The sequence below is a fragment of the Methylobacterium ajmalii genome (assembly GCF_016613415.1).
Taxonomy (GTDB): domain Bacteria; phylum Pseudomonadota; class Alphaproteobacteria; order Rhizobiales; family Beijerinckiaceae; genus Methylobacterium; species Methylobacterium ajmalii.
Genome location: NZ_JACWCT010000087.1, coordinates 19,766 through 42,341 on the forward strand (window position 1 = coordinate 19,766; position 22,576 = coordinate 42,341).

General features: G+C 71.3%; 30 protein-coding genes. 13 read left to right on the plus strand and 17 right to left on the minus strand.

All coding sequences use genetic code 11. From position 1 onward, the window contains the following. The 10 genes from HPY23_RS16355 to HPY23_RS16395 form a co-directional block, all read right to left on the minus strand. The coding region (locus HPY23_RS16355; RefSeq protein WP_478219417.1) for a helix-turn-helix domain-containing protein at positions 1-203 on the minus strand (203 nt) is incomplete at its 3' end. Between the two features lie 693 nt (positions 204-896). Beyond that, positions 897-1,127: a hypothetical protein gene (locus tag HPY23_RS16360; RefSeq protein ID WP_200601478.1), complete on the minus strand. Its 231-nt coding sequence runs from the start codon at positions 1,125-1,127 to the stop codon at positions 897-899. After that, a complete protein-coding gene (locus HPY23_RS16365) occupies positions 1,124-1,504 on the minus strand; it encodes a hypothetical protein (RefSeq protein ID WP_200601477.1) in 381 nt (126 codons plus the stop codon). Before HPY23_RS16365 ends, HPY23_RS16360 begins: the two co-directional genes overlap by 4 nt. A gap of 2 nt (positions 1,505-1,506) precedes the next feature. Next, the gene (locus tag HPY23_RS16370) at positions 1,507-2,037 is read right to left on the minus strand and encodes a lysozyme (RefSeq protein WP_236012450.1); all 531 of its coding nucleotides are present in this window, start codon (positions 2,035-2,037) and stop codon (positions 1,507-1,509) included. Continuing rightward, positions 2,037-2,270 carry a hypothetical protein gene (locus HPY23_RS16375; protein WP_200601476.1) on the minus strand — a complete coding sequence of 78 codons (234 nt, stop codon included), beginning with the start codon at positions 2,268-2,270 and terminating at the stop codon, positions 2,037-2,039. The genes HPY23_RS16370 and HPY23_RS16375 overlap by 1 nt, the downstream gene beginning before the upstream one ends. Next, positions 2,267-2,593 carry a hypothetical protein gene (locus HPY23_RS16380; protein WP_200601475.1) on the minus strand — a complete coding sequence of 109 codons (327 nt, stop codon included), beginning with the start codon at positions 2,591-2,593 and terminating at the stop codon, positions 2,267-2,269. The genes HPY23_RS16375 and HPY23_RS16380 overlap by 4 nt, the downstream gene beginning before the upstream one ends. After that, positions 2,590-3,042, minus strand: coding sequence for a hypothetical protein (locus tag HPY23_RS16385; protein WP_200601474.1), 453 nt, complete (start codon positions 3,040-3,042; stop codon positions 2,590-2,592). Before HPY23_RS16385 ends, HPY23_RS16380 begins: the two co-directional genes overlap by 4 nt. Then, positions 3,039-3,167, minus strand: a complete 129-nt coding sequence (locus HPY23_RS33600; RefSeq protein ID WP_268926632.1) for a hypothetical protein — start codon at positions 3,165-3,167, stop codon at positions 3,039-3,041. The genes HPY23_RS16385 and HPY23_RS33600 overlap by 4 nt, the downstream gene beginning before the upstream one ends. 76 nt (positions 3,168-3,243) lie before the next feature. Further along, on the minus strand, positions 3,244-3,756 hold the full coding sequence (locus tag HPY23_RS16390; protein WP_200601473.1) for a hypothetical protein: 513 nt from the start codon (positions 3,754-3,756) through the stop codon (positions 3,244-3,246). Positions 3,757-3,869: 113 nt separating this feature from the next. Beyond that, positions 3,870-4,100, minus strand: a complete 231-nt coding sequence (locus tag HPY23_RS16395) for a hypothetical protein (protein ID WP_200601472.1) — start codon at positions 4,098-4,100, stop codon at positions 3,870-3,872. 479 nt (positions 4,101-4,579) lie between these two features. Between HPY23_RS16395 and HPY23_RS16400 the strand changes: the two genes are divergently transcribed. Beyond that, the gene (locus HPY23_RS16400) at positions 4,580-5,806 is read left to right on the plus strand and encodes a hypothetical protein (RefSeq protein WP_200601471.1); all 1,227 of its coding nucleotides are present in this window, start codon (positions 4,580-4,582) and stop codon (positions 5,804-5,806) included. Between the two features lie 484 nt (positions 5,807-6,290). Continuing rightward, positions 6,291-6,839, plus strand: coding sequence for a hypothetical protein (locus HPY23_RS16405; RefSeq protein ID WP_200601470.1), 549 nt, complete (start codon positions 6,291-6,293; stop codon positions 6,837-6,839). Between the two features lie 407 nt (positions 6,840-7,246). Here HPY23_RS16405 and HPY23_RS16410 read toward each other — a convergent pair whose 3' ends face one another. From HPY23_RS16410 to HPY23_RS16420, 3 genes are all read right to left on the minus strand, one after another. Next, positions 7,247-8,146, minus strand: a complete 900-nt coding sequence (locus HPY23_RS16410; RefSeq protein WP_200601469.1) for an MBL fold metallo-hydrolase — start codon at positions 8,144-8,146, stop codon at positions 7,247-7,249. Positions 8,147-8,175: 29 nt separating this feature from the next. Continuing rightward, the gene (locus HPY23_RS16415; protein ID WP_329618814.1) at positions 8,176-8,391 is read right to left on the minus strand and encodes a YgaP family membrane protein; all 216 of its coding nucleotides are present in this window, start codon (positions 8,389-8,391) and stop codon (positions 8,176-8,178) included. A gap of 68 nt (positions 8,392-8,459) precedes the next feature. Next, a complete protein-coding gene (locus HPY23_RS16420; protein ID WP_200601468.1) occupies positions 8,460-9,245 on the minus strand; it encodes a sulfite exporter TauE/SafE family protein in 786 nt (261 codons plus the stop codon). A 189-nt stretch (positions 9,246-9,434) separates the two neighbouring features. On the opposite strand from HPY23_RS16420, the gene HPY23_RS16425 reads away from it, so the two are divergent. Next, the gene (locus HPY23_RS16425; RefSeq protein ID WP_200601467.1) at positions 9,435-11,132 is read left to right on the plus strand and encodes a bifunctional protein tyrosine phosphatase family protein/NAD(P)/FAD-dependent oxidoreductase; all 1,698 of its coding nucleotides are present in this window, start codon (positions 9,435-9,437) and stop codon (positions 11,130-11,132) included. An 85-nt stretch (positions 11,133-11,217) separates the two neighbouring features. Here HPY23_RS16425 and HPY23_RS16430 read toward each other — a convergent pair whose 3' ends face one another. Further along, the gene (locus HPY23_RS16430; protein ID WP_200601466.1) at positions 11,218-11,604 is read right to left on the minus strand and encodes an ArsR/SmtB family transcription factor; all 387 of its coding nucleotides are present in this window, start codon (positions 11,602-11,604) and stop codon (positions 11,218-11,220) included. Then, entirely contained in the window at positions 11,604-12,260 is a 657-nt protein-coding gene (locus HPY23_RS16435) for a peroxiredoxin (protein ID WP_200601465.1), read from the minus strand. Before HPY23_RS16435 ends, HPY23_RS16430 begins: the two co-directional genes overlap by 1 nt. Positions 12,261-12,483: 223 nt before the next feature. Here HPY23_RS16435 and HPY23_RS16440 point away from each other — a divergent pair, with 223 nt between their 5' ends. The 4 genes from HPY23_RS16440 (at position 12,484) to HPY23_RS16450 (ending at position 15,631) form a co-directional block, all read left to right on the plus strand. Next, positions 12,484-13,908 carry a cytochrome ubiquinol oxidase subunit I gene (locus HPY23_RS16440; protein WP_200601464.1) on the plus strand — a complete coding sequence of 475 codons (1,425 nt, stop codon included), beginning with the start codon at positions 12,484-12,486 and terminating at the stop codon, positions 13,906-13,908. Between the two features lie 10 nt (positions 13,909-13,918). After that, positions 13,919-14,929: a cytochrome d ubiquinol oxidase subunit II gene (cydB, locus tag HPY23_RS16445; RefSeq protein WP_200601463.1), complete on the plus strand. Its 1,011-nt coding sequence runs from the start codon at positions 13,919-13,921 to the stop codon at positions 14,927-14,929. Next, positions 14,929-15,102 (plus strand): DUF2474 family protein, encoded by a 174-nt coding sequence (locus HPY23_RS33135; protein ID WP_236017681.1) that lies wholly within the window; start codon positions 14,929-14,931, stop codon positions 15,100-15,102. Before cydB ends, HPY23_RS33135 begins: the two co-directional genes overlap by 1 nt. A 205-nt stretch (positions 15,103-15,307) precedes the next feature. Further along, positions 15,308-15,631, plus strand: a complete 324-nt coding sequence (locus tag HPY23_RS16450; RefSeq protein WP_200601462.1) for an ArsR/SmtB family transcription factor — start codon at positions 15,308-15,310, stop codon at positions 15,629-15,631. A 6-nt stretch (positions 15,632-15,637) separates the two neighbouring features. Here HPY23_RS16450 and HPY23_RS16455 read toward each other — a convergent pair whose 3' ends face one another. Then, entirely contained in the window at positions 15,638-16,954 is a 1,317-nt protein-coding gene (locus tag HPY23_RS16455) for an ATP-binding protein (RefSeq protein WP_200601461.1), read from the minus strand. Beyond that, on the minus strand, positions 16,951-17,613 hold the full coding sequence (locus tag HPY23_RS16460) for a response regulator (protein ID WP_200601460.1): 663 nt from the start codon (positions 17,611-17,613) through the stop codon (positions 16,951-16,953). Before HPY23_RS16460 ends, HPY23_RS16455 begins: the two co-directional genes overlap by 4 nt. Before the next feature lie 103 nt (positions 17,614-17,716). Between HPY23_RS16460 and dsbD the strand changes: the two genes are divergently transcribed. From dsbD to HPY23_RS16490, 6 genes are all read left to right on the plus strand, one after another. Next, a complete protein-coding gene (dsbD, locus tag HPY23_RS16465) occupies positions 17,717-19,477 on the plus strand; it encodes a protein-disulfide reductase DsbD (protein WP_200601459.1) in 1,761 nt (586 codons plus the stop codon). A gap of 38 nt (positions 19,478-19,515) precedes the next feature. Then, the gene (locus HPY23_RS16470) at positions 19,516-20,163 is read left to right on the plus strand and encodes a DsbA family protein (RefSeq protein WP_200601458.1); all 648 of its coding nucleotides are present in this window, start codon (positions 19,516-19,518) and stop codon (positions 20,161-20,163) included. Positions 20,164-20,207: 44 nt separating this feature from the next. Then, positions 20,208-21,002 (plus strand): L,D-transpeptidase, encoded by a 795-nt coding sequence (locus HPY23_RS16475; RefSeq protein WP_200601493.1) that lies wholly within the window; start codon positions 20,208-20,210, stop codon positions 21,000-21,002. Then, positions 20,986-21,450, plus strand: a complete 465-nt coding sequence (locus tag HPY23_RS16480; RefSeq protein WP_413231059.1) for a DsrE family protein — start codon at positions 20,986-20,988, stop codon at positions 21,448-21,450. Before HPY23_RS16475 ends, HPY23_RS16480 begins: the two co-directional genes overlap by 17 nt. A gap of 192 nt (positions 21,451-21,642) precedes the next feature. Next, positions 21,643-22,065, plus strand: a complete 423-nt coding sequence (locus tag HPY23_RS16485) for a YeeE/YedE family protein (RefSeq protein WP_200601457.1) — start codon at positions 21,643-21,645, stop codon at positions 22,063-22,065. A 3-nt stretch (positions 22,066-22,068) separates the two neighbouring features. Further along, a complete protein-coding gene (locus HPY23_RS16490; protein ID WP_289052527.1) occupies positions 22,069-22,533 on the plus strand; it encodes a YeeE/YedE family protein in 465 nt (154 codons plus the stop codon). Positions 22,534-22,576: the final 43 nt, after the last annotated feature.

Consider the following 22,576-nt stretch of genomic DNA (forward strand, 5'->3'; position numbering starts at 1 on the left):
TGCGCCGCGAGCCTGGTGCGCTTCAGGGCGATCGCCGGCGGGGTGCGCTCGCCGGCGAGCCAGAACCGGACCGTGCGGACGTTCTCCCCAATGTCGGCCGCGAGCTCGGCCTGCCACCTTGAGCCGTACATCGCCTGCCCAAGGGAGGCGATCGCCTCGGCCTCGGGGGATGGCATCCTGGGGCCGCCGTTGGAATTGCTCATGTTTTCCGCTTGATGCAATCGAACGCGGCTTCGGTATCGTTTCGATGCAGGGGCGGGGCCGGCGTGGATCCGGCCCCGCGGGGAGGTCAGATCCCGTCGAGGCGGGGCTCACGGTCGGCGGACGCGGCCCGGGCGGCGGCCACCTGGTGACGTCCGCCGGTCCGTAGACGGGCACCAAGTCCGCGAGGATCCCGTCCCGCAGGAGGCCTGCCAGCGTCCGGAGGTAGGCCTCGTCCCCGACGCTCACGCCCCGCGCTCCCGCGACGGGTGGATTTCGACCGATTCGCACGCCCTGAGCGCCGCGAGGGCCGCTTCGAGGCGGGCCTCCCACGAGCCCGGGAGCTCCCGACCGGCGGGCAGGCCGAGGAAGCGCCTTCGTCCCTCGACGAGGGCGGCCGCGGCCGCGACGACCGCCTGCGCCTCGGGGCTCACCGCAGGAGCGCCCAGGCGAACAGGATGAGGCTCGCGGCGAGCGGCAGGCACCAGGCGGCGAAGGTGACGGTCACGGGCGGGATCTCCGACGGGATGGGGCGACGGCGGCGATGGCCGCGGCGACATCGGCCCGGGTCGGGGCCGCGGGGACGGGCGCGGCATGAAGGGCCGCGATCGCGGCCCCGAGCGCGGGGTCAGGCCGGGCCGGCTCGGCGGGCGGGACGAGGCAGGCGACGGCCAGCAACGCCAGGACCTCGGGCGTCATGGGCGGGTCCCGACGAGACCGCGCACCGCGCCGAGCCTGTCCCGGCAGTCCGCGTGGGCGTCCCGCAGGTCGGCGATGAACCCGGCGACGTCGCGCTGCGTCCCGCCGCGGCGCCAGGCCGGCGCGTCGGCGCAGGTCAGGAGCGAGGCCGGGACGGTCGGCGAGCCGACGGTCTGGCACCCGGCGAGGCAGGCGGCGAGCGAGGCCGCGGCGAGGAGGCGGATCACCGGCCGCCCTCCAGGACGTCGCGAAGGACCGGCGCGACCGGCCCGTCGTCGCCGGCGGGCGCGGCTTGGATCCGGCGCCGGGTCTCGCGGCTGCGGGCCTCGCGCCTGTCCTGGTTTCGGGACACGCTCTCCAGAGCTTCGATCGCGCGCGCCTTGCCGGCGGCATCGGCCCGGGCCTCGTCCCGCTCGCGCCGGGCGGCATCGAGCTCGGTGCGGACGTGGCCGACGTAGGCCGCACCGGTGAGGGCCACCGCCACTGCGGCGATCGGCAGGGCGAGCCGCGGCAGGTAGACGAGGGCCGCGATCGCGGCCCCGGCAGCGACCAGCGCCCCAAGGCCGAGGGGCGTCCACAGGAGGGCGACGAGGAGATCGAGCACGCTCAGATCCCCTTGAGGCAGAGGGCGCGCTCTTGCGTCCGGCGCCGGGTCAGGCCCGGCATCGTGACGCCGGCGGCACGGTTGAACTTCAGCATCGCGTCGCAGGCGGCGCGGGGCTCGCCGGCGTTCCAGAGCCGGGCGACCGACGACTTGCAGAAGCCGCCGGACCCGATGTTGTAGCTCAGGGACAAGAACGCCGCGTAGGTCTCGTCGGCCATCGGCCGGGTGACGCAGGCCTCCAGCTTCAGGGCGTACCCCTCCAGGCTCGCGGCCAGCATCGCCTTGCACTGGGCGACCGTGTAGCGGTCACCTGGGCGGACGCCGTCCGTCTCGCCGTAGCAGACCGTCCAGGGTTCGCGACCCGTCGCCGGGTCCGGGTAGGCGGCGGTGCGCAGGCCCTCGAACCCGCCGACTAGGCCGGTGCAGAGGGCCGCGGCCGCCGCCGAGCGCTTGAGGCGGGACGCCGGCTTCGAGGCGGCGCGGGCCGGGGTCGCGGGCGCCGGCGCGGCCGGCCTCTTGAGGAAGCCGAACATCAGGCCTGGTCCCCGGTGGTGGCAGCGTTGGCGAGGAAGGGCAGGACCGCCGCGGCGAGCGAGACGACGGCGGTCGCCACGGCGAACGGCACCGGCCCGAACGGCGGGTCGCTGGCGAGGCAGGCCATGCCGGCCTGGAGCGCGGAGAAGGCGAAGCCGGCGCCGGACAGCCAGACGACCCTGCTATGCTTGGCGACGCGCTTCGGGTTCGAGACAAGCTTGGGGCGCTTCATGGCCGGCTCCGGCGGTTGCGGTGGTGCGGGGGAGCGGCCGGGGGCGTGCCGCCGCCCGGCAGGTTGGCCAGCGCGTCGGCATGGTCGTTGAGCGCCCTCGTCAGGTCGGTCGCGGTCCGGACGAGCGTGAACCCGAGGTCCCGGTCGGCCGGGTCGAGGGCGATGCGCGGCATGGCCAGCACCGGATCGGGGCCGCGGCGAGCCTCACGGATCCGAGCAAGGACGTACGTGCCGACTGCGAGGAAGGCGCCGCCCATCACGGTCCCGGCGGTTTTCAGGTACTCGGCCGGCAAGCCGACGACGAAGGAGAGCCAGTCGGTCACGCCGTAGCCCTCCGGATGTTGGCGGCGCGCTGGTCGTTCCGGCCCTGGTCCCAGATCGCCCGGAACGCGCAGTACCCGTCGACGAGGCAGAGGACCCCGTAGGCCCCGCAGCCCGTGTTCACGCCGGGGTAGCCGTCGTGCCAGAGGAGCACGGTGATCCAGCCCCACATGGCCGCGCCGACGGCGGCCGTGACGAAGCGGAGCAGCGGGCTGTGCCTCTTGCTGCCGTTGACCCAGAGGCCGACCATCCGGACCACGGCGATGCCCATGAGGGCGGCGCCCCACGTCCCCTCGGGGGCGACGGCGGCGAAGGGATCGAAGGTCGGGCGCGAGAACGTCGGCCCCGGCGACAGCAGGGCCGCGGCGACGCCGAGGAGCACCAGGGCCCCGACCCACTCGGCCTCTCGGCGCTCGTGGTGGCCCTGGAAGGGGAAGCCGAGGCGTGTCACGCGGCGCCCCCCGCATCGTGGGCGGCGTCCTGCTTCGCCTTCAGCTCGGCGGGAGGATCGAGCGCCACGCCGGCGATGACGCCGGCGTCGTGGAGCGTTCGGAAGTCGGCGGTAGCGCGGTACACGGGAGGCCTGCGGGCAGGGCCGCCTGGCGCGGCCGGACGCTCGAAGCCTCGACCCGCGCCCGTCACGCGTTCCAGGTCACGGGGCGCGGGCGGCCGCCGCGCGAGAGGCGCTGTCCCGCATCACCGCGCGCGGATCCCCTCGACGCCGGGCCCGCCGCACAATCTGCCGGATCGCGGCTTCAGATCGACCGCTGAGCAGGTGAAGGTCGTACTGGCCCAGGCCGTCCCACCAGGCGTCGAGGATGTCCTCCGCACTGGCTCCGTGCCGAGCCACGCATGCCCTGGCCCGCTGCTCCTGCGCCTTGCGTCGCGCGGCATCCGCCCGGCGCAGCACAGCGCCGACCCGGGGTTGCCCCAACCCGACCCTCGCCCCGATCTGGGCTTGCGTCAGGCCCTCGTCCCGGTAGCGCAGGATCGACGCGTCCCTCAGCGCCCGATCGGCGTCGGGCAAGCGGCCGGCGCGCCCGGCCTTCGCCAGGACCTCGGATACCCGGGGCTGTGCGATCCCGACGAGCCCGGCGATCGCGGCCTGCGTCAGGCCGGCGGCGCGCAGGCGGACGACTTGGTCGAGGATGGAGGCGTCCGTCACCGGCGGCGCTCCCCGCGCTTCGAGACGACCGTGACCACGGCGCGATCCTGGAGCACGAGCCCGACCCCATCCCTGCAGACGCCGATCGCACGGCGCCGGACCCCTACGCCGCCTTAGAAGGCGAGCCAGGCGCGGATCTCGCCGATCGGGATGCCCTGTGCTGCCATGAGGTCCACGGCGTCGTGGTCGTCCAGGCCCTCCATCAGCTCCTCAAGCCCCAAGATCCGATCCCCATACCGCCGGATGGCATGGAGCGTGACGCGCGCCCGCACGCCGCCGGAGTGATCGTGCTCGCAGCAGGGCGGAGGGGGCGTGGCCGGCTTGACGGCGGGGACTGCGGACACGGCGGGATCTCCTGGTGGTGGTCAGGAGAGCCTCAGGCGGGTCGACCGATTTGGGGAGGCCTGCAGGCCGAGGTCGTTCCCCTTGCGGTCAGGGGAATCCCGAAATGGGACGGGGACCGATTCGCCGAGGTAACCACTCATTCACCGGTCGCCGGGCGCCCGCGCGCGCCTGCGCTATCCGCCGCAGTGGAAAACCTGGCCCGCCAAGGACCGCATTAGAGCCGCTCCTGAGCCCATGACCCGCTCAATGGAGGAAAGTGCCAACGGGGCGCGAGTGACCCCTCTGGCGTGGTTGAAACCGTGGTTCTTGCGGCCTGTGAAAGCCACCCCCTAGCACCCAAGTAAAACTCAAGAGTTGGAGGCCAATCCAGCATACTGGCGAGCGTAGATCTCGCTGGACAGAAGCAACGCGCCACGGGACGCTGGTTCTTGCGCGCGTCGGTGTGGTGCCCGGAGCGCGCGAGAACTCCGGTGAGGACATGATCGACATCGAACAGCCGCGCGATCGCGCGCTCGATTTCCGCTGGGGTGTACCGGCGAACCTTCTCTACGCCGCCGGCGTCCCCGACACGGCTGACAAGCTCTACGATCAGGCGAGGCGCTCGGTCCTGGCCGCCGCCTGTATCGCGGCTTACGAAAATTCGGACGCTCCCGATAGCTGGTGGATCTCGTACTCGCGGCGGAAGGGCTTCTACGAGGGGCAGACGCGGTACCAGGGCCTGCCATATACCTATGCGCGCGTGACCGCCGCCGTCGCCGAGGGCACCCGCCTCGGCCTCCTGGAGGAGGAGCGTGCCGCGCCCGGCTCGCACCTCGCAAAGGATCCGCGCCAGAGCCGGTTCCGGGCCACACCCGACCTGCGCCACGCATTTCATGCCGCGCGGTTCGATTACGTCCGCAGGCCATGCCACCTCCTCGTGCGAGGCAACGACGGTCGCCCGGTGACGCTCCCCGAGACGCAGGCGCTGGGGCGGATGCGAGCTCAAGTCGACCGCATCAACGCCTACCTCGGGGGATCGAAGCTCACGCTCGGCACCGGCGACGGCTGGGAGCACGGGACGCACACCGTTCGGGCCAGGAGCGAGAAGACGGGGAAAGGGTGGGCGAGCCTCACGCCTGAGCCCGTCAACGATGTCGTCCGCATCTTCAGCCGGGGACGCGCGGACAAGGGCGGCCGCCTGTACGGATGGTGGCAGCAGCTACCGAAGGCCCGCCGGGCCGAGTGCCGCATAAACGGCGAAGCCATCATCGAGCCGGACTTCATGGCCCTTCACCCGACACTGCTCTACGCCATGAGAGGGGAGAGGCTTCGGCACGACCCCTACGAGACCGGGCTCTATCCGCGCCAGCACGGCAAGCTCGCCCTGAACGTGGCCCTGAACGCCCGCACGCTCCACGAGGCAGCCGCATCCCTCGTCCACAGCCCGAGCTGGGGGCAGAGCCTGGACTACACCTGGGGTGTCCTGAAGGCGGTGCAGAGGCGGAACAGGACGATCGCCAAGGACATCGGCTCGGACCGTGGCATCGACTGCATGCGCGTCGATAGCGACATGGCGGTGGCGGTCTTGGGAGCCTGCGAGAAGGCGGGGATCGCGTGCCTGCCCGTCCACGACAGCTTTATGGTGGGCGCGTCTCAGGGGGGTCGCGTAGAGGCGATCATGAGCGAGGTTCTGACCCGCACCGTCAACAAGCTAAGCTCTTCTTAGACAACGACGAATGTCCGATTTTCCCCACATATGGAGGGCCCCGCCCTCCTCCGGTCCCCTCGCAGAGGGGTCCGGGTCCCTCTCTCCCCGCCGCCTCGCTCTTTCCTTCCTCCCTCGTCCCCGCCTCCCCGCCGGTCCCTGGTTGTGCTCTCCCTCTCCGACCCGCCGACCTCTCCTGGTGTGGCTCCTTCGGAACCGCCTGCCTCGACCTTCCTTGGTGTGGCTCCTTCGGAGCCGCCAGCCTCGACCTCCCTCTCCTGGGCTCGCCGGTTCCTCCTTCTGGACCGTCTAACCCTCTGTCGTTTCTCGTCTTTCCCTCCTTTCGGAACCGTCGTTCCTTGTCTCTCGCATCGGGTCTGCTATACTGGGAACCGTCCTCCCGGACCGATGCACCACATCGCGGACCCCTCGTCGCAAGGCGGGGGGTCCTTCGTTTGGGCCGTGGCCTGGAAGCGGTGACGGGGCCGAGCCTAGCCTCGACCCCATGAGCATCGACCTCGTCAGCGACATCTGCGACGCCGTCGCCGCCTGGGAGCAAGCCTTCGTCTCCGAGGCGTCCCTCGACCGCTACCGCCGCGCCTGCGCTTGGACTGCCTCCGAGGTCGCCAAGAGCGCTTCCGTGGGTGCGACCTCGGGGATCGACCGAGCCTTCTCGAACCCGACGCCATGGATGTCGCGGGCCTTCGGCTACACCCGCGCCTTGACCAGAATTGGCGACGTGGTCTCGGCCGACTTCTACACGAAGCCGTCCCAGAGCATCGTCCTCAAATATGAGATGGGCGACGGTCCCCAGATCCGCCGTCCCGGCGACGTCGGCCTGGCGCAGAACCGGATCCTCGTGTCCAACTGGCGCAACCTCCTGCTGACGCAGGGCATCACCGCAACGCTTACGGAAACCTCCCCGGTGGGGTCGTCGCCCATGCCGGGATCGATGCCGCCAAGTGCGCGGGCCTCCCGACCTACAACCAGGACCAGGCCCTCCACATCGCCTTCCAGGTCGCTTGGTGGGCCCTGCTCTCCGCCCTGGCTTTAATCTAGAACGCGTGACGGGTCGGGTCGCACCCTCGACGGGCTAACAGATGCCGACGCCACGGTGCCACGGGAGTGAGCCAGCGCAGGGCGGCGACCTCGAACCCGGGGGAGGTGATGTAGCGGGGCACGTGGTGGACGGCCGAGGCGACGCCCGACCCCGGCCATGCGGCCGCCCCCTCGATCGGGGCGGGGCCATCACGGCACCCAGGGCCTACCCCGCCACCACCACCGCGCCCGCAGGGGCCGCGATCGCGGCCCTTCCTGCCACCCTGCGGCGGCCCGTCCGGCCCGCGGCGGCCGCCGGGCCCGCCCCCCCCCCGGCCATGGGCCCCATAGGCCCGGCGAAACGTAAGTGGCGGCATTCGCATCCTGTAATTTGCGAAGCTCTTCCCGAGGGAGCCTCCGCCATCACAGGCCGATGCCTGCGCCACCTCTTAGGGTAACGGGGATGGTGAGGTAGCGCACGCCATTGGCCTCGGCGGGCGGGAACTTGCCGGCCCGGATGTTGACCTGGATCGAGGGGAGCAGCAGCCGGGGCGCGGCCAGGGTGGCGTCGCGTGCTGTGCGCATCGCCGTGAACGCCTCCTCGCTCACACCCTCTTTGACGTGGACATTGCCGGCCCGTTGCGCGGCCACCGTCGTCTCCCAGGCATAGGCGTCCCGCCCGGGCGCCTTGTAGTCGTGGCACATGTGAAGGACCGTCTCGGGCGGCAGCGACAGCAGGCGACGGATCGAGCGGTAGAGCGCATGCACGTCGCCACCGGGAAAGTCCGCCCGGGCGGTGCCGAAATCGGGCATGAACAGGGTGTCGCCGACGAAGACGTGGTGGTCGATCCGGTAGCAGATGTCGGCCGGAGTATGGCCCGGCGTGTACATCACCTCGACGGCGAGGTTGCCGATCGCGAAGGTCTCGCCATCGACGAAGAGGTGATCGAAGTCGCTGCCGTCGGTCTTGAGGTCGACGGCGTTGAAGACCGGCCGGAATATCTTCTGGACCTCACGGATATGCTCGCCAATGCCGATTTTTGCACCCGTCTTCGCCTTCACGTAGGGGGAACCCGAGAGGTGATCGGCATGGGCGTGGGTCTCGAGCGTCCAGACCACGGTGTAGCCGGCCTCGTCGGCAGCCTTCAGCATCGCCTCGACCGAGCGGGTATCGACGCTGCCGCTGTTGTGGTCGTAGTCGAGCACGGGATCGATGAAGGCGGCCTGCCGGGTCTCGGGGTCGGCGACGATGTAGCTCACCGTGTTGGTGGGCTCGTCAAAGAAGGCGCGGATGATCGGCTCGGACTGGGTCGAGGCAGACATGGCATGTCTCCGAATGCGAGAGGCGTTGATCAGGAGGCGCGAGGGCGGCGGCTGCGCGTGTCGATACCGAGCAGCGTATAGGCGGGACAGAACCCGACGACAGCGGTCAGGATCATCACGGCGCCGATGGCCAAGGCGGCGATCGCCCATCCGCCAGAGGCCATGGCTGCGCCGATCCCAGCGAGCAGGAGGCCGGCGACTAGGCGGAGGATGCGGTCCAGGGTTCCGATATTGACGTTCATCATGGGCTCTCGAACGGTGCCGGGGAGGAGCCCGACCAGGCGTGGCACCGACTGCCTGGCCGCGTTCCCGGTCACGGCGTCGCCGCGAAGGCGCCGGCGTTGCGGTAGAGCATGTATCCGGCAACCGCGAAGATGACGGTGGCGAACACCGTGTTGAGAACGCCCTTGAAGCCGGCGAGCCGGTTGGCGAGCCGCATGCCGAGAAAGCCCCCGACCAGCCCCCCGGCGATGAACTGCCCGGCGACGACCCAGTCGACCATTCCCGACAGGGCGTAGTTGAGCGCCGTGGCGAGGCCGAACGCACCCACAGCGAAGAGCGAGGTGCCGACCGCGGTGATGAGCGGCATGCCGGTGGCGAAAACCAGGCCCGGGACGATCAGGAAGCCGCCGCCGATGCCGAAGAAGCCCGACAGCATCCCGACCCCGAAGGCGACGCCGACCACCGTGCGGCTCGGCACCGGCCCGCATCCGACCGGCTCGGCGGTGCTGCCCGTCCCGCGCCGGCCGCGCAGCATGTGAAGGCCGACGACGACCATCAGGAGCGCGAACAGGAACAGCAGGCGCTGCCCGTCCACCGCCTTGCCGAGCGAGGAGCCGACGAAGGCGCCGAGGATGCCGATAAGGGCGAAGACCAGGGCGCAGCGCCACCGCACGTTGCCGGCCCGGGCATGCCCCGCGAGCGTCAGGAAGGCGTTGGCGGCCACCGCCAGCGCCCCGGTGCCGATGGCGAGATGCGGCTGCGCGACGCCGACGGCGTAGAGCAGGAGGGGCGTCGCGAGGATCGAGCCGCCCCCGCCGATCATGCCGAGGGTGAAGCCGACCCCTGAGCCGGACAGGAGGGCAGGCAATGCGCTCATGGACGTCTCTCCTCCGCGAAGCCCGACGCAGGCACGGCCGTGCATCCAGGATATAGATTGCAAACTATATATAATGATGCCGAACCGGCTTGATGGCAGACACATCGCGCCGCTTGACCGCGTTGTCAATATGCGTTTTGATGATTATGTGAAATCAAAATATATATTTATATATCAAGGAGCGTGGTGATGAACGTCAAGCGTCTCGCCCCCGACCTGTCGGTCGCTGGCCAGATCCGGTCCGCCGACATGGCGGCCCTGGCACAGGCCGGGTTCCGGTCGGTCATCTGCAACCGGCCTGATGGTGAGGGGGCGGACCAGCCTGGTTTTCCCGAGATCGAGGCGGCGGCGCGCGCAGCTGGGATCGAGGCCCGCTATCTGCCGGTCGTGTCGGGCCAGGTCTCGGACGGCGATGCGGCCGCCTTCGGCGTGCTGCTGTCCGACCTGCCCGGGCCCGTTCTCGCCTATTGCCGGACAGGCACCCGCTCGACGACGCTGTGGTCGCTCAGCGAAGCGGCCCGCGGGCGGCCGCTGCCGGACATCCTCTCGGCGGCCGAGGCGGCGGGCTACGACATGACCGGAGCGGTCCGGCGCGTCGCCACGGGCGGCCGGGCCCCCGGGGACGCCGCCGACCTCTTCCACAGCGTCGTCGTCGTCGGTGGCGGGGCCGGCGGCATCGCGGTGGCGGCGAGCCTCAAGGCGCGCAAGCCCGACCTCGACATCGCGCTGATCGACCCCGCCGACATGCATTACTACCAGCCGGGCTGGACGATGGTCGGCGGCGGCATCTTCTCGCCGGCCGAGACGGCCAGGACCATGGCCTCGCTGATCCCGGCGGGCGTGCGCTGGATCAAGGCGGCCGTGGCGGCTTTCGAGCCGGAGCGCAAGGCCGTCGTCCTGGAGGGCTGCCGGGTGGTCCGCTACGACCGCCTCGTCGTGGCGCCGGGCCTCAGTCTCGACTGGTCGGGCATCGAGGGCCTCCCCGAGACGCTCGGGCGGAACGGCGTGACCTCGAACTACCGCTACGATCTTGCTCCCTATACCTGGGATCTGGTGCAGAACCTGCGCACCGGCCGCGCCGTGTTCACGCAGCCGCCGATGCCGATCAAGTGCGCGGGCGCGCCGCAGAAGGCGATGTATCTGTCCGCCGATCACTGGCTGCGCCGGGGACGACTGAAAGACATCGACATCGCGTTCTACAATGCGGGCGCGGTCCTGTTCGGCGTCAAGGACTACGTCGCGCCGTTGATGGAATATGTCAGGCGCTACGACGCGCAGCTCCATTTCCAGCACAGGCTGACGCGGATCGACGGCCCGGGCCGTCGCGCCTGGTTCACCCGCACGACCGGCGATGGCGGAACCGAGACGGTCGAGACCGACTTCGACATGATCCACGTCGTTCCCCCGCAGCGGGCACCGGACTTCGTGAGGGCCTCACCGCTCGCCGATGCCGGCGGCTGGGTCGAGGTCGATCCGGCGAGCCTGCGCCACGCGCGCCATCCCGGGATCTACGCACTCGGCGACGTCACCAATGCCCCGAACGCCAAGACCGCCGCGGCGGCCCGCAAGCAGGCTCCCGTGGTGGCCCACAACCTGCTCCTCGACATGGGATACCTGCGCGGAGACGAGGTCGCCTACGACGGCTACGGCTCGTGCCCGTTGACGGTCGAGCGCGGTAAGATCCTGCTCGCCGAGTTCGGCTATGGCGGCAAGCTGCTGCCGAGCTTTCCGGCCTGGCTCATCGACGGGACGAAGCCCAGCCACATGGCCTGGCTCCTCAAGGAGCGAATGCTGCCGCCGATATACTGGAAGGCGATGCTGAAGGGTCGCGAGTGGATGGCAACGCCTCGTCCCGGGCCGCAGGGAGCCGGCAGGCGGGCGGCCTGAGCCCCCCGCGGAAAGCTGGGGCCGCTTCCCGCAGGCCCTAACCCGGTCGTCGGGGCGGTAGCGGCCTCCGGCGAGGGGCCTGCGCTCAGGGCTCGTCGCCGATCTTCGCGAATTGGGCGGCCTGCCCGAGGGCGCGCAGCCGCGCGTCCGGAGAACGGGACGGGGCCCGCCGTGGGCGCTCGGCGATCAGGATGTCGTCGAGCGCCTCCAGCAGGGCGCGCATCCGCGGATCGCTCAGGCTGTAGAAGACGACCTTGTGCTCGCGCCGGGTGGCCACGACCTCGGCGTTGCGCAACTCGCCGAGCTGCTGCGACAGGGTCGGCTGGCGGATGCCGAGCCGCTGCTCGATCTCCGAGACCGCGCATTCGCCTTCGGCGAGCAGATACAGGATGCGCAGCCGGTTGGGATTGGCCGCCACCTTGAGCAGATCCGCGATCCGGGCGGCGTTCGCCTCGTCGGTGCCGGGGCCCATCAGGCGCTGCCCAGTCGATAGTACCAATCGGTTCCGTTCGCTCCGGCTTCCGCGAGGCCGTCGGCGGTGACCGGCGGATTGGCCAGGACCGGCTCGCCGGGCTGCCACCCCTCCGGCGTCGAGACCTCCGCCGCATCGCAGGTCTGGAGCGCCTTCACCAGCCGCAGGAGTTCGGCCACGCTACGCCCGACGCTGAGCGGATAGGCGACGAGGGCGCGCACGATGCCGTCCGGGTCGATGACGAAGGTCGTCCGCACCGTGGCGCTGGAGGTCGCACCCGAAGGCAGCATCCCGTAGGCTCGCGCGATGCCCATCGTCGGGTCCTCGACGATGGGAAACGGGATCGCGACGCCGAAGCGTTGCGCGATACTGTGGACCCAGGCGAGATGCGAGGACAGGCTGTCGACGGAGAGGGCCAGGAGATCGCAATCGAGCGCCTGGAACGCCGCATGGGCCTCGGCGAAGGCGACGAACTCGCTGGTGCAGACCGGGGTGAAATCGGCCGGGTGCGAGAAGAACATCAGCCAGCGGCCCCGGTAGGACGCGAGGGTGCGAGGGCCCAGGGTGGTGCGGGCCCTAAAATTCGGCGCGGCGTCCCCGATGATCGGCGGGCAGGATGGCGGCGGAAGGGGAGGAGCGTCGTTTTCAGTAGTCATGAAGCGAGGCTCCGACGGGCATGGCGAGGGCGCTGAACGGCCAACTGACGCCGACGGATCGGAACGTCAATATGTCGTTTCATATTTTGTAACAGGTTACGCCGCGAAACATGGATTGACAGGGGTGCGGCGAGGGTCGAGGAAGGTCGCGTCGCCTCGCAAAGGGCCGGCCCGCGCTTCGGATCCGACCCCTTCTCCCGGCTTGTCCCCTCGGATCGATCCCATGCTGGCCGACCATCTCCCGAGCGCGCTCGACCTCGCCCGTAGCCAGTTCGCCTTCACGGTCGTCTGGCACTTCCTGTTCCCGGCCTTCACCATCGGGCTGGCGAGCTACCTCGCCGTGCTGGAGGCGTTCTGGCTCGCCACCGGCCGGGACGTCTACCTCGACACCTACCGCTACTGGCTCAAGATCTTCGCCGTCGCCTTCGCCATGGGCGTCGTCTCGGGGCTGGTGATGAGCTACCAGTTCGGCACCAACTGGTCGGTCTTCTCGGACAAGACCGCGCCGGTGCTGGGTCCTCTCCTCGGCTACGAGGTGCTCACCGCCTTCTTCCTCGAAGCCGGTTTCCTCGGGGTGATGCTGTTCGGGCTCGAGCGGGTGGGACGGCGCCTGCACTTCCTCGCCACCGCGCTCGTGGCCGGCGGCACGCTGCTCTCGGCCTTCTGGATCCTGTCCGCCAATTCCTGGATGCAGACCCCGGCCGGCCACGTCCTCGACGCCGATGGCCGCTTCGTGCCCGAGAGCTGGTGGGCGGTGATCTTCAACCCGTCCTTCCCCTACCGCTTCGCCCATACCGTCACCGCCGCCTACCTGACGACCGCGATGATCGTCGGCGCGGTCGGAGCCTGGCACCTGCTGCGCGACCGCTTCAATCCCCGCGCCCGGCTGATGTTCTCGATGGCGATGTGGATGGCGGCTTTCGTCGCCCCGGTGCAGCTCGTCCTCGGCGACCTGCATGGCGGCAACACCTATCACCACCAGCCGGCCAAGGTGGCGGCGATGGAGGGGCATTTCGAGAGCGAGCGCAGGGCCCCCTCGATCCTGTTCGGCTGGCCCGATGCCGAGACTGGCTCGACCAGGTGGCAGGTCGGGATCCCCGGTCTCGCCAGCCTCTACCTCGCCCACGACCTCGATGCCGAGGTGACGGGCCTCAAAGCCCTGCCGCGCGACACCTGGCCGACCAACCTGCCGCTGGTGTTCTGGGCCTTCCGGGTCATGGTCGGCCTCGGCCTCCTGATGATCGGCCTCGGCCTGTGGTCGCTATACCTGCGCTGGAAGGACCGGCTCTACGAGACGCCCTGGCTGCACCGCTTCGCGGTGGCGATGGGGCCGTCGGGGCTCGTCGCGGTCACTGCCGGCTGGGTGGTGACGGAGGCCGGCCGCCAGCCCTTCACGGTCTACGGCCTGCTGCGGACCGCCGACAGCCTCTCTCCGGTCGCCGCGCCCGCGGTGGCGACCTCGCTTGCCGCCTTCGCGGTCGTCTACTTCGCGGTGTTCGGGGCCGGCATCTGGTACCTGATGCACCTCTTCAACCAGGCGCCGCGCCCGCACGAGCCGGGACCGCCGGTCGGCCAGCCGGTGCGGACCGCCGGCATCACCCCCGCCCCGGCGCTCGCCGCCGATCCCCATCCGATGCCGGCCGAATGAGGAGGATCCGATGAGCGTGGACCTCACCCTGATCTGGGCCGTCCTGATCGCGACGGCGGTGTTCCTCTACGTGGCGATGGACGGGTTCGACCTCGGCATCGGCATCCTGTTCCCGGCGCTGCCCCACAAGGTCGACCGGGACGTGATGGTGAACTCGGTCGCCCCGGTCTGGGACGGGAACGAGACCTGGCTGGTGCTCGGCGGCGGCGGGCTGTTCGCGGCCTTCCCGCTCGCCTACGTCACCATCCTGCCGGCCCTCTACATGCCGCTGATCCTGATGCTGCTGGCCCTCGTGTTCCGCGGCGTCGCCTTCGAGATGCGGTTCCGGGTCGTCACGCCGCGCGGGCAGCTCGCCTGGGACCGGGCCTTCTCCTGGGGCAGCTACGTCGCGGCATTCTGCCAGGGCATCGCGCTCGGCGCCTTCGTACAGGGGATCCGGGTCGAGGGCCGTGCCTATGCGGGCGGCTGGTGGGACTGGCTGACGCCGTTCTCGCTCCTGACCGGGTTCGCCCTCGTTGTCGGCTACGGCCTTCTCGGCGCCTGCTGGCTCATCTGGAAGACCGAAGGCGACCTGCAGCGGCGCGCCTACGCGCTCGCCCGGCCCCTTGGGCTCGCCACCCTCGTCGCCATCGCGGTGGTCTCCGCGACCATGCTCGCGGTGAGTGCGCCGTTCCGCGAGCGCTGGCTCGGCCTGCCGGGCATGGCGGTCGGCGCCCCGGTGCCGGTGCTCGTCGGGCTCCTGGCCTGGCGCTTCGCCGTGGCCCTGGAGCGGCGGGAGGAGGTCATGCCGTTCCTCTGCGCGCTCGGGGTCTTCCTGTTGTCCTATGTCGGGCTCGGGGTCAGCATGTGGCCGCACATCGTGCCGCCGGACATCACGATCTGGCAGGCGGCGACCCATCCGAAGTCGCAGGCCTTCCTGCTCTACGGCGCGGCGGTGCTGGTGCCGCTGGTGCTGGCCTACACGGCCTACGTCTACTGGCTGTTCCGCGGCAAGGTGACGGCCGGAGCAGGGTATCATTGATGCGCGCCGATCCCGACACCACGACGGGAGGCGCCCGGGACCGCGCCGACCGCCTCCCGCAGAGGGCCCCGGGCCTGCGCCGGCTCGGATGGTTTTTCCTGCTCTGGTCGCTCAGTGTCGCGAGCCTGACGGCGATCGCCTTGCCGCTCCGCTGGCTGCTTCGCTCTGTCTGACGTCTCGAACATCGGGAGACTTGACGACGGCGATCACCCGTCGGTTCGGTCGCCCCGGATCGCGGAGCGGGCAATTGCAGGGGGCCGGGGCGTTCCGGCGACGCTCGTGGCCTCGGCGCGGTCGGGAGGGAGACAGATACGTCCCGTGGCGCTATATTAGGGGAAGCTAAAAAAACCGGAATCCGACAATCCGGGACAGGAGCCGATGGACGCCCCGACACCGACCGACCTGACACGGTTCCAGGACAAGGCCGCCGACGCGGCCCGCCTGCTCCGCCTGCTCGCCAATGAGAAGCGGTTGCTCATCCTGTGCCTGCTGGTCGCCCGCGGCGAGATGGACGTGACCAGCCTCGCCGGGGAGGTCGAGCTCAGCCAGTCGGCCCTGTCGCAGCACCTCGCCAAGCTACGCGAGGACGGGCTCGTCGCGTTCCGGCGCGAGAGCCAGTCGATCTACTACCGGCTCGAAGACCCCCGGGCTGCGCGCGTGCTGGCGACCCTCAAGGACATCTTCTGCCCGGATCTCGATTGATCGGCGTCAGCCCCGGGCGATCTCCGCCTCGATGCCGGGACGATCCGTCCGGTTGCGCAGCCGAAGGCTCAGGCCGCTCCGGCGGGACGCCATCTCGGCGATGGCAAGGCCGAGGCCGCTTCCCGTCGCGCTCTTGTGGCGCCCCCGGAAGAACCGTGTCGTGACGTGGGGCAGCTCGTCCTCGGGAATGCCCGGTCCCTCGTCGCGAACGACGATGCCCCCACCATCCGGCCGCACGCCCCAGGCCACCGTGCCGGTCTGCATGTGCTGCACGGCGTTCTCGTGCAGGTTCCGGACGGCGAGACGCAAGCCCTCCGGGTCGGCCAGCAGCCTGTAGCCACGAAGCCCCGGATCGATCTGGGTTCGCACCCCGGTGGGCGTCCGCATGCCGTCCACGGTCTCGGCCACCAGCGCACCGACATCGACCTCCGCGAGGGGCGGCATGTCCCCTGCGGCATCGAGCCGGGCGGCGTCGAGCAACTGGCGGACGAGGCGCGTGGTCCGGTCGACGGCGGCCAGGATCTGGCGCAAGGCCACCTTCGCAACCTCCGGATCGGTGGCGGCCATGGCGACCTGGGCCTGGAGCTTGAGGCCTGCGAGCGGGGTGCGCAGTTCGTGCGCGGCGAACGCCGTCACCTCCCGTTCGTGCCGGCGGGCCGCTTCGACCTTGAGGAAGAGCCCGTTGAGGGCGTCGGCCAGGGGGCGCACCTCCGCGGGGGCGCGTCCGGCGTCGATGGCGCTCATGTCGTCGGCGTCACGTCCCGCGAGGTCGCGCGCCATCCGCCGCAACGGGCGCAGGCCCCGCCCGAGGCTCGCCCAGATCAGCATCCCGAGCAGCGGCACCACCAGGAGCGCGGGCGCGACGAGGCCCATGATGAGGTCGGTGACGAGGCGCTCGCGCAGGCCGAGCCGGTCGCCGACCATCACGCGCACGCCCTTGCCGGCATCCTCCAGCGTGAAGACCCGCCAGGTCTCGCCGTCGACCTCGCGCTGCGAGAAGCCGGCCGGGGCGTCGGTCAGGCGCCGCTCGGGGGCTCCGCTCGACCGTGCGACCATCCGGCCGTCGAGTGACCAGATCTGGCAGGAGAGCTGCCGCTCGTACGACATCGGCGCCGGGATGGCGCCGGGCGCCCCACCGGGACCCGTGCCGCCGATCGCGCCGACCAGGGAGCCGACCATGCGGGCCGCTTCCTGCAGGCGGTTATCGAGGACCTGCTCTACCTCGCGCTTCGAGCCGAGATAGATCCAGGCGACCGCGCTGAGCCAGATCAGGCCGGTGGCGAGGAGCAGGATGGTGAACAGCCTGACGCGAAGCGACCTCATGCCAGGGCCCTCATGCGATAGCCGAGGCCGCGCACCGTCTCGATGGCGTGCCGGCCGATCTTGGCGCGCAGGTTGTGCATATGCACCTCGACCGCATTGCTCTCGACCTCCTCCTGCCAGCCGTAGAGGCGCTCTTCCAGCTCCGCCTTCGAGCGCAGCACGTCGGGGCGCTCCATCAGGGCTGCCAGCACCATGACCTCGCGCCGGGAGACCGTGACCGCCACGCCGTCGACCGTGACGGCGAGGCTGCCGGGGTCGAGCCGGATGCCGCCATGCTCCAGGATACCCGCCGCCCGCCCCGAGGCCCGCCGGACGACGGCGCGGATGCGGGCGGAGAGCTCGTCGAGGTCGAAGGGCTTGCCGAGATAGTCGTCGGCGCCGCCATCGAGCCCGGCGATCCGGTCGGCGACCGCGTCGCGGGCGGTCAGCAGGACGACCGGCGTCCGGTCCGCTCGACGCCGCAGGCCGCGCAGCACGTCGAGGCCGGAGCCGTCGGGCAGCATCAGGTCGAGGACGACCGCCGAAAAGGTGCTCGTGGCGAGCGCCGCCTCGGCATCGGCGCAGGTCGCGACGCAATCGACGGTCGCCCCGCCGAGGCTCAGGCCCGCCCGGAGCCCGTCCGCCAGAATGGTGTCGTCCTCGACGACGAGGATGCGCATGCGTGTCCCTCCGTCCCGCCCCGCATCCTCCGGCCTGACCTTAAGCCTGGCTTAAGGTGCGTTTTCGACCTGCGGCGGGCCGATCCGAACCCGGGCCCCGCCGATGCCGACCATTCTCGCCCACCTCGTCCTCGCCGCCCTACTCTGGGCAGGATCCGCGCTCTGGTCGCCGGGGCAGTGCGGCGAGCCGGCCGCACGGCCGATGCCGTTCACCCTCGCGGCGACCCGCGACGCCGACCTGTCGCTGCGCCTGCGCTGGACCATCGCCCCCGGCACCTACCTCTACCGCGACAAGCTCGCCGCCGCCGATGCCGACGGCCGCGAGCTTCCCCTGCGCACGACGTCCGGCGAGACCAAGGACGATCCGAATTTCGGGCCGACCGAGATCTACCACGGCGCGGCCGAAGCCGTAGTGCCGGCCGCGTCGCTCGCCGGGGTGGCGGGCCTGCGCGTCACCTACCAGGGCTGCGCCGAGAAGGGCATCTGCTACCCGCCGGTCACCCGGGTCGTCGCGGTGCCTGCGCCTGGCCCGGAGAGCGCGGCCGTGACGGTGAGTCCCTCTGCCGATGCGCCCCCGTCGGCGGAGCCCCCCGGGGCGGGGAGCGGATGGCTCGCGGGCCCGCTCGTGGGGGTGCTCGCGACCTTCCTCGGGCTCGGCCTGCTCCTGGCCTTCACCCCATGCGTGCTGCCGATGGTGCCGGTGCTCGCCGGCATGCTGGCCCGCTCCGGGGAGCGTCTCTCGGCCGGTCGCGGCTTCGTCCTGTCCGGCACCTACGTGCTCGCGATGGCGCTGGCCTACGGGACGCTCGGCGTGGCGGCGTCCTGGTCCGGACGCAACCTTCAGGTCGCGCTCCAGACGCCCGCGGCCCTCGGGCTGCTCGCCGCGGCCTTCGCCGCGCTGGCCCTGTCGATGTTCGGCGCGTTCGACCTCGCGCTGCCTTCGGGCGTCGCCGCCCGCCTGTCCCGCCTGCGCGGACGCCGGTTCGGCGCGCTCGGCGGTGCCGCGATCCTGGGCTTCACCTCCGCGCTGATCGTCGGCCCCTGCGTGACCCCGCCGCTCGCCGCGGCCCTCCTGTACGTCGCCCGGACCGGGGACGTGGCCCGCGGCGCCGCCGCCCTGTTCGCGCTCGGCCTCGGCATGGGCCTGCCGCTGATCCTGGTCGGCACGTTCGGGGCGGGGATCCTGCCGCGCTCCGGCCCCTGGCTCGTCGCCGCCAAGCAGGCCTTCGGCGTCGTCTTCCTCGGCCTCGCGATCACCATGGTGTCCCGCCTTGCACCGCCCGAGGCGACGCTCGCGCTCTGGGGCCTGCTGGCGGTCGGCACCGGCGTGTTCGTCGGCGCCTTCGACCCGATCGGGGCCGGGGTCGCGTCACGTCTCACGAAGACCGCCGGCATCGTCGCGGTGACCTATGGCTGCGCCCTCCTCGTCGGCGCTGCGGCAGGCGGGACAGACCCGCTGCGGCCGCTCGCCGGCCTCGGCCAAGGGCAGGAGGTTCGCGTCGCGGAGGCCCGGACGATCACCTCCGTCCCGGCGCTCGAGGCGGCCCTCGCGGCGGCGCGGGCCGAGGGCAAGCCGGCGCTCGTCGAATTCGCCGCCGCGTGGTGCACCGTCTGCCGGACGAACGAGCGAACCGTCATGGCCGATGCAGGCATCCGCGAGCGGCTGCGATCCGTCTCGGTCATCCGGGCCGACGTCACGCGGGACGACACCGACGCCCGCGCCCTGATGCAGCGTTTCGCGGTCGTCGGACCGCCGACCCTGATCCTGCTGCGCCCCGACGGCGGCGAGGTCCGCGAGGCCCGCACCGAGGGCGAGCTCACGGTCGAGGACCTGACGCGCCGCCTTGCCCTCGTCGGCGCCTGATCCGCCCCTTCGACCCACCACCAGCCATGGAGATTGTCATGGACCGCAGGACCCTGCTCGCCCTTCTGCCCGCCGCCACGCTCGCGCCCGCCCTGCTCTCGCCCGGTCTGCGGACCGAGGTGGCCTTCGCCCAAGGGATCGACACGAACGCGATCCTCAACGACCCCGAGGCGCCGGTCTCCGGCAACCCGAAGGGCGATCTGACCATCGTCGCCTTCCTCGATTACAACTGCCCGTTCTGCAAGAAGGCCGAGCCCGATCTTCTCCGCCTGGTGAAGACGGACGGGCGCATCCGCCTCGTCCACAAGGACTGGCCGATCCTCGGCGACGCCTCGGTCTATGGCGCACAGCTCGCCCTCGCGGCGCGCTACCAGGACCGCTACGACACGGTACACCGCGCCCTCATGGCCATTCCGGGCCGCAAGATCCCCAAGGAGCGGATGCGGGACGCGGTGGCCGCCGCAGGCGTCGACATGGCCCGCCTGGACGAGGACGCGACGGCGCATCGGGCCGAGATCGCGGCCCTGCTCCAGCGCAACCTCGACCAGGCCGACGCGCTGGGCCTGCAGGGAACGCCGGTCTTCCTGATCGGCCAGCTGAAGGTCGCGGCGGCCCTCGACTACGACGGCTTCCGGCAGGCCGCCGCCCAGGCCCGCGCCAAGGCCCCCAACGGAGGCCGTTCGTGAGGCGGCGGCTCCTCCGTCTCCCGGCGCCGGTCGCGCTCGCCGCAATGCTCGGCGCCTGCACCACCTCGATGGGGGCACAAGGCCCGGTCGCGGAGGCCCGGCCGCAGGTGCCCCCAGAAGTGTCGCGCCGCTACGCGGCGATCACCGACGAGCCCTTTCCCGTCGAGGCGGTCGACCCGCACGACCTCAAGGCCCGCAACGTCCGCCAGGTCGTCGCGTACCCGACGCGGGAGCCGCCCGGCACCCTGGTGGTCGACCCCCAGCGGCGCTTCCTCTACCTCGTGATGGAGGGCGGCAAGGCGATGCGCTACGGGGTCGGCGTCGGCAAGGCCGGCTTCGAGTTCACCGGCGAGGCCACGGTCGCCCGCAAGGCGTCGTGGCCGCGCTGGACGCCGACCCCCGACATGCTCCGGCGCGACCCGGAGCGGAACGGGCGCTGGGCCGGCGGCATGCCGGGCGGGGCGAGGAACCCGCTCGGCGCGCGGGCGCTCTACCTGTTCAAGGACGGCAAGGACACGCTCTATCGCATCCACGGCACGACGGAGCCGTGGAGCATTGGCGAGGCGGTCTCCTCGGGATGCATCCGCATGCTGAACCAAGACGTCATCGACCTGCATCGCCGCGTGCCCACCGGCACCAGGGTCGTGGTGCTGGGATCGCGGGGCACCGCCCATGCGGCGCGGCCAGCCGGGCCGGAGACGACCGGCAGCCTCGGGCGGGGCGTGCCCGCCGGGCTGCAACCGGATGACGGTCTCGATCATGCCGGGCTCGACGGCCTGTCCCGCGAGGCCACGGAAGCGCCGATACCAGAGGGAGTGGCGAATGATGAAGGTCTTTAAGGGGCTGGTGCTCGCGATCGTCCTCACAGCCCTGGGCGCGGGGCCGGTCCAGGCCGGCTCGGAGGCGCCCGCCGGGTACTACGCCGACCAGAAGGTCGTCTACCACAACGATGGCGGCCAGGACGGCCCCGCCTATGTCCGGCGCTTGCTCGGCAACCTGCGCAACCACGTCGAGGCCGTCGGCCGGACGCATGTCGAGATCCGCGTGGTGAGCCACGGCGATGGGGTCGCGCTGTTCCAGGCGGCCGCGACCGACAAGGACCTCGCCGGGCGGATCGACGCCCTCAAGGCGATGGGCGTCCGGTTCCTGGTCTGCGCCAACACCCTGCGGGAGCGCAGGATCGACCGCGGGACGCTCTACGGCGTGACCGAGGACGACGTGGTGCCGAGCGGCGTCGCCGAACTGGCGCGCCTGCAGGGCATGGGCTTCTCCTACATCCACCCTTGATCCGGCACCGAGGGTGGATGGGCGCCGCTCGCGCACCGGCGCACGCCTTCCAGGCCGGAGAGCCGCAGCCGCTCTTGCCAAAACATTAGGATATGCTAATTGAGTATCACCTAATGTTATGACTTCGCGGGGGACGGCGTCCTCCGCGAAGCATCCGGGCATCGCCCGGACCGACGCTCGGGAGCGACCACGATGGATGGCTTCACGCCTGTCAGCGCCCTCATCGGCGGCGCCATGATCGGCACCTCCGCCGCCCTGTTCCTCATCCTCAACGGGCGCATCGCCGGCATCAGCGGCATCCTCGGCGGGCTTCTGGCCTCGCCCTCGCGCGAGACCGGCTGGCGGGTCGCCTTCCTCGCGGGTCTCGTCCTGGCGCCGCTGGCCTACGGCCTCGTCGCGCGTCTGCCCGCCGTGACGGTCGGCGCCTCGCTCCCCCTCCTGGCGGTGGCGGGCCTGCTGGTCGGGTTCGGTTCGCGCCTCGGCTCCGGCTGCACCAGCGGCCACGGCGTCTGCGGCCTCGGCCGCCTGTCGCCCCGCTCGATGGCCGCGACCGTCACCTTCATGACTGTGGCCATCCTCACCGTCCTCGTCACCCGTCACCTGATCGGAGCCTGAGCCGTGAGAACCGTCTCCGCCTTCGCCGCCGGCCTCCTGTTCGGCCTCGGCCTCCTCGTCTCCGGGATGAGCGATCCGGCCAAGGTGCTTGGTTTCCTCGACCTCGTCGGCCACTGGGACCCGAGCCTCGCCTTCGTGATGGCGGGAGCCGTCGCGGTCTCGGCACTGGGCACCCTGGCGGCGCGGCGTCGCGGCCGGCCGCTCCTCGCGCCCCGGTTGGAGATCCCGACCCGGCGCGACCTCGACCTGCCCCTAGTCGCCGGTGCGGCGATCTTCGGCCTCGGCTGGGGCCTCGCCGGCCTGTGCCCGGGGCCGGCCCTCACCCTCCTGACGGTGGCGCCGGCCCAGGCCGCAACCTTCGTGGCCGCCATGATCGCCGGCATGCTGCTGGTCCGCCTCGTGCCCGAACCCGCAACCGATCGAGACGCCCGCCGAGGCGGCATCCGTCCAGAGGCGCGGGGCGCGTGACCGGGCCCGACGCGAACGGTCGGCGTTACCCGAAGACCCCGCG

Excerpts from the sequence above, each read along its gene's own strand:
- HPY23_RS16370 (WP_236012450.1), bottom strand. The coding sequence starts at position 2,037 with ATGTTCGGCTTCCTCAAGAGGCCGGCCGCGCCGGCGCCCGCGACCCCG.
- HPY23_RS16375 (WP_200601476.1), bottom strand. The coding sequence starts at position 2,270 with ATGAAGCGCCCCAAGCTTGTCTCGAACCCGAAGCGCGTCGCCAAGCAT.
- HPY23_RS16400 (WP_200601471.1), top strand. The coding sequence starts at position 4,580 with ATGATCGACATCGAACAGCCGCGCGATCGCGCGCTCGATTTCCGCTGG.
- HPY23_RS16405 (WP_200601470.1), top strand. The coding sequence starts at position 6,291 with ATGAGCATCGACCTCGTCAGCGACATCTGCGACGCCGTCGCCGCCTGG.
- HPY23_RS16410 (WP_200601469.1), bottom strand. The coding sequence starts at position 8,146 with ATGTCTGCCTCGACCCAGTCCGAGCCGATCATCCGCGCCTTCTTTGAC.
- HPY23_RS16415 (WP_329618814.1), bottom strand. The coding sequence starts at position 8,391 with ATGATGAACGTCAATATCGGAACCCTGGACCGCATCCTCCGCCTAGTC.
- HPY23_RS16420 (WP_200601468.1), bottom strand. The coding sequence starts at position 9,245 with ATGAGCGCATTGCCTGCCCTCCTGTCCGGCTCAGGGGTCGGCTTCACC.
- HPY23_RS16425 (WP_200601467.1), top strand. The coding sequence starts at position 9,435 with ATGAACGTCAAGCGTCTCGCCCCCGACCTGTCGGTCGCTGGCCAGATC.
- HPY23_RS16430 (WP_200601466.1), bottom strand. The coding sequence starts at position 11,604 with ATGGGCCCCGGCACCGACGAGGCGAACGCCGCCCGGATCGCGGATCTG.
- HPY23_RS16435 (WP_200601465.1), bottom strand. The coding sequence starts at position 12,260 with ATGACTACTGAAAACGACGCTCCTCCCCTTCCGCCGCCATCCTGCCCG.
- HPY23_RS16440 (WP_200601464.1), top strand. The coding sequence starts at position 12,484 with ATGCTGGCCGACCATCTCCCGAGCGCGCTCGACCTCGCCCGTAGCCAG.
- cydB (WP_200601463.1), top strand. The coding sequence starts at position 13,919 with ATGAGCGTGGACCTCACCCTGATCTGGGCCGTCCTGATCGCGACGGCG.
- HPY23_RS33135 (WP_236017681.1), top strand. The coding sequence starts at position 14,929 with ATGCGCGCCGATCCCGACACCACGACGGGAGGCGCCCGGGACCGCGCC.
- HPY23_RS16450 (WP_200601462.1), top strand. The coding sequence starts at position 15,308 with ATGGACGCCCCGACACCGACCGACCTGACACGGTTCCAGGACAAGGCC.
- HPY23_RS16455 (WP_200601461.1), bottom strand. The coding sequence starts at position 16,954 with ATGAGGTCGCTTCGCGTCAGGCTGTTCACCATCCTGCTCCTCGCCACC.
- HPY23_RS16460 (WP_200601460.1), bottom strand. The coding sequence starts at position 17,613 with ATGCGCATCCTCGTCGTCGAGGACGACACCATTCTGGCGGACGGGCTC.
- dsbD (WP_200601459.1), top strand. The coding sequence starts at position 17,717 with ATGCCGACCATTCTCGCCCACCTCGTCCTCGCCGCCCTACTCTGGGCA.
- HPY23_RS16470 (WP_200601458.1), top strand. The coding sequence starts at position 19,516 with ATGGACCGCAGGACCCTGCTCGCCCTTCTGCCCGCCGCCACGCTCGCG.
- HPY23_RS16475 (WP_200601493.1), top strand. The coding sequence starts at position 20,208 with ATGCTCGGCGCCTGCACCACCTCGATGGGGGCACAAGGCCCGGTCGCG.
- HPY23_RS16480 (WP_413231059.1), top strand. The coding sequence starts at position 20,986 with ATGATGAAGGTCTTTAAGGGGCTGGTGCTCGCGATCGTCCTCACAGCC.
- HPY23_RS16485 (WP_200601457.1), top strand. The coding sequence starts at position 21,643 with ATGGATGGCTTCACGCCTGTCAGCGCCCTCATCGGCGGCGCCATGATC.